2 protein-coding genes and 1 pseudogene are annotated in these 3,435 nt (G+C 65.7%); 1 reads left to right on the top strand and 2 read right to left on the bottom strand.

Annotated elements, in window-relative coordinates:
• Window positions 1-403: 403 nt before the first annotated feature.
• Complete coding sequence (locus ABZ449_RS41855) at window positions 404-757, top strand: hypothetical protein (RefSeq protein WP_360357346.1); 354 nt, start codon at window positions 404-406, stop codon at window positions 755-757.
• Here ABZ449_RS41855 and ABZ449_RS41850 read toward each other — a convergent pair.
• Both ABZ449_RS41850 and ABZ449_RS41845 read right to left on the bottom strand, forming a co-directional pair.
• The gene (locus ABZ449_RS41850; RefSeq protein ID WP_360357344.1) at window positions 754-2,751 is read right to left on the bottom strand and encodes an ATP-dependent endonuclease; all 1,998 of its coding nucleotides are present in this window, start codon (window positions 2,749-2,751) and stop codon (window positions 754-756) included. The two genes, ABZ449_RS41855 and ABZ449_RS41850, sit on opposite strands and share 4 nt — an antisense overlap.
• A gap of 269 nt (window positions 2,752-3,020) precedes the next feature.
• Window positions 3,021-3,435, bottom strand: a pseudogene (locus tag ABZ449_RS41845) (DNA topoisomerase IV subunit B); the annotation flags it as partial.

Raw genomic sequence — 3,435 nt, 5'->3', positions numbered from 1 at the left:
GGGTACTTACGGGGTGCTGGCACTGCAGGTGGTTCTCCTTACGCCTGGATCGTAACCCAGGCTTCAAGGACTCCACGAAGATCAGTGCAGCTCAGGCAGCTGCAACAACGAACACCTGTCCCGCATCGAGATGAAAATAGGCCGCGTCTTCGTCGCAGGCCCTGACGCGGTCGCGCACTCGACCGGACAACCCTGTTCCTATGGATGGGCAAGATCTACTACGGGCTGATGTTCCGTGAGATGTCACTCCTCTGGGATCGACGAGACCCCGCCGGCGGGACCATCATCGACCCAGACTTTCTGGCATCGTTCCGGATGCACCACCTGTTGCTCCAAGCCGCTCGAGGCGTAGTCCGATGGCACAACAAGCAGCACCCGGCCTTCCACATTCGTCTTCCGCGCGATGGAGCCGACAGAACGCCGGAACCGCTTCGACTACGTGGACATCATCAACATCCCGTTCTTCGCGATACGCATCGGACGAACCGTCGTCGTCTCGGCCATGCAGGATTGGGGAGCGCTTGCAGAGGCAGTCGAACTGCCCGGTCTGGAAGCTGCCAAGCACCTCGACCTGCACCCCCAGCAGCTCCGCGAAGTAGCAGCTCTGACCGCCTACACGACCAAGCTGTTCAACCGCACCCCCAAACATCTCCTCCACGCGCCGTCGCCCGTTCACTGCGCCGGTACCCCGCCTGCGCGACGTCCTCGTCGGTGCCCACCACCAATCCAGCGGCGGCTCCGGAGCGATTCGATCTAGGTAGTGGGCACTGCCGCCTCGACAGCATCGTCCGGGCCGAGTTGGCGCGGTACGGCGTGGAAGGACGGCGGCGTGCTGGCCTTCAGCAGCTCCTGGACGTTGGCTAGGAGCTGGACGAGCAGCAAGGGCGGATTGCCTTCCGCGCTGCTGGCGGCTTCCCGATAGGTGGGGGCGTTCTTGCCCGGGAATCCCTCGCCGGAGTCGATCAGCTGCTTGAGTCTTCTGGACCATGCGGGCCAGGCACCCTTGAGGTACTCCTCCAAGTTGTCGTCGAAGACGGTGTAGGTCGAGGTGGACACTGACTCCGGCCAGGGGACCCGCCTCTGCGCGCCCAGATATCCGAGCAGGTCCGCGTTCATCCGGGCCGCGTCGTCGGCCGCCGCTGTGATCTTCTTCTTGGCTTGGAAGTAGTCGTCGCCCTCCCGTCCTTGGATCGAGGCCAGTTTCCGCTCCTCCATGCCGCAGTCACCGTCGAAGACGACGTAGCAGGGCACTCCGAGGGCGGTGAGGATGGCGTGGCAGAGAATCAGGTTGTTCTTGCCGCTGACGTGAATCACGCTGACGCCCTGGGCGGCGAGGCCCAGGTTCATGTTCTGGGCGCAGCCGGTGATCAGGCCCCCGTCGGTATCTCCCTCCACGAGCACGGCGGCCAGGGCGAAGAAGCCCTCGGCGAGGGTGTCGGTGCAGCGGAGGCCGGCGTGGCGACGAACGCTGTCCGGCTTCACGTAACCGGCGAGCGCCTCGCAGAGGTCGTCCACGGTGACCTGGCTGGTATGGGTCGTGGGGTGGTTGTCGACGAAGTCCCAGCGAAGCCGGCGTACTTGGTGGAATGCGCGGTGGTCCACGAAGACGGTGCTGTGGGTGGCGTACGTGACCTGGACCCGGCTTCCCTTGGCGGTGGCGAGGTCGCGCAGGACGTCGGCGAAGATCCTCGCCTGCGCGGGGTGTTGGAAGAGTTCGGGCTCCTCAATGGCCAGACACAGGGTGCGCGTCTCCTGGCTGGGCCGCCTGGTCTCGGCGAGGAGCTTGAGGGCGGCGATGATCAGCGCGCGCTGGAAGCCGTGGCCCTGGCGGCTGACGGAGGTCTCGGCGGCGCCGTCCCAGATGCTGACCTTGAAGCTGGTCCTGGCCGGCTTCGGCGTGTGGACGACTGGTGCGAGCGCGATCCCGCGTCCCGTCGTGAACTGTGCGAGCTCTCGCGAGAGCGCACCCGAGATCCTCTTGAGGACCGGCTTGTACGCCTCGTTCTGGATCTTCAGGCGCTCCTCGTGGGCAGATTTCTCGAGTTCGCCGAGTGCTGCGATCTCCTGGGTCCGGTTCACCGCGTGGTCGAGGATGCGGCCCAGCGCGGAGGCCTTCTGGTCGTCGGCCTCCTCCGCGGCGCGCAGGTCGGCCGAGACAAAGACGAAGTCGATCAGCTCGGCGAGTTTGCTCTGGCCCGCGAAGCCGAAGAAGTGGGTGCCGTTGCGCTCGGTGGGGACGAGCCGGTCGCGATGCTCGCGCTCCCATGTCAAAAGCGCCTCCATTACGGCGGCCTCGGAGCCCGCCGACGGCAGCTCCAGGTCCGGCTGCTGATCGCGCAGCTCCCCGTACGCCTTGCGTTTGGCCATCGCGGTCGGCACAGCCCTGACCGCTTCGAACGGCGGGAAGGCAAGCGCCCTTCCGCTGATCTTGTCCTCGCCGTCCTCCCAGGTCCGCCACACGATCACCGTGTCGCTCTCGGGCGGGGCGTAGCTGCCCAGCACGCCCCGGTCGTACTCGGTAAGATCGTTGAACTCGACCTCGACGGTGATCCGGCGGCTGTCAGCCGCGGAGTGGAGATCATGCTCGTCCAGTGAGAGCGTCTTCTCCCCGTTGAAGAACCAGTCGAGCGCACGCAGGACGGTGGACTTCCCCGCGCCGGTCGGCCCGATGAAGCACGTCGTCGCATCGAATTCGATGTCCACCTCCCGCAAGCTGCGGAAGTTCTGGATGCGTGCTCGCTTGATCTTCATCGTTACCTTGTGGCGTGCGAGGGCGGTGGGACGGTCGGCGATCTGCGACGTATGGGAATGGTAGTAGCCAACGTGTCCGGAGGTCAGCGAAATAGCAGTTGGTGCGGCGGCACTACGAGCGTGGTGATTGCAGTAGTGAGCACACCAGTGGCGGTCAGAGGCACCCTCGCGGAGTGTGGGCGCGACGGCCGCGGGTCGGACGCTCGACCGGCGCGCCCACACGTGTTCACTACCAGGACCTCTGCGCTGACTGCTTCACGAAGTTCGACTCAGGCGTCGATGCGGGAGCGGTCCAGGGTGGCCGCCGAGTCCACGATGAACTCCTTGCGCGGGGCGACGTCGTTGCCCATCAGCAGGTCGAAGATCTTCTCGGCCTGTTCCAGGTCGCCCAGGTTGATCCGGCGCAGCGTGCGGTGGCGCGGGTCCATGGTGGTCTCGGCCAGCTGGTCGGCGTCCATCTCGCCCAGACCCTTGTAGCGCTGCACCGGGTCCTTCCAGCGCTGGTTCTTGCGCTGGAACTCCAGCAGCGTGGAGCGCAGTTCGGCGTCGGAGTAGGTGTAGTGGTACTTCTCCTGGCCGCGCTTGGGGTTGGTGAGCTCGATCCGGTGCAGCGGCGGCACGGCGGCGAAGACCCGGCCCTGCTCGACCATCGGCCGCATGTAGCGGTGGAAGAGGGTGAGCAGC

Origin of the sequence: Kitasatospora sp. NPDC005856, from assembly GCF_040629945.1 — a bacterium.
Classification (GTDB): Bacteria; Actinomycetota; Actinomycetes; order Streptomycetales; family Streptomycetaceae; genus Kitasatospora.
This window is presented reverse-complemented; position numbering and strand designations above follow the sequence as displayed.

Bases quoted from the DNA above. Each gene is read 5' to 3' on its own strand.
- ABZ449_RS41855 (WP_360357346.1), top strand. From the start codon at position 404: ATGGAGCCGACAGAACGCCGGAACCGCTTCGACTACGTGGACATCATC.
- ABZ449_RS41850 (WP_360357344.1), bottom strand. From the start codon at position 2,751: ATGAAGATCAAGCGAGCACGCATCCAGAACTTCCGCAGCTTGCGGGAG.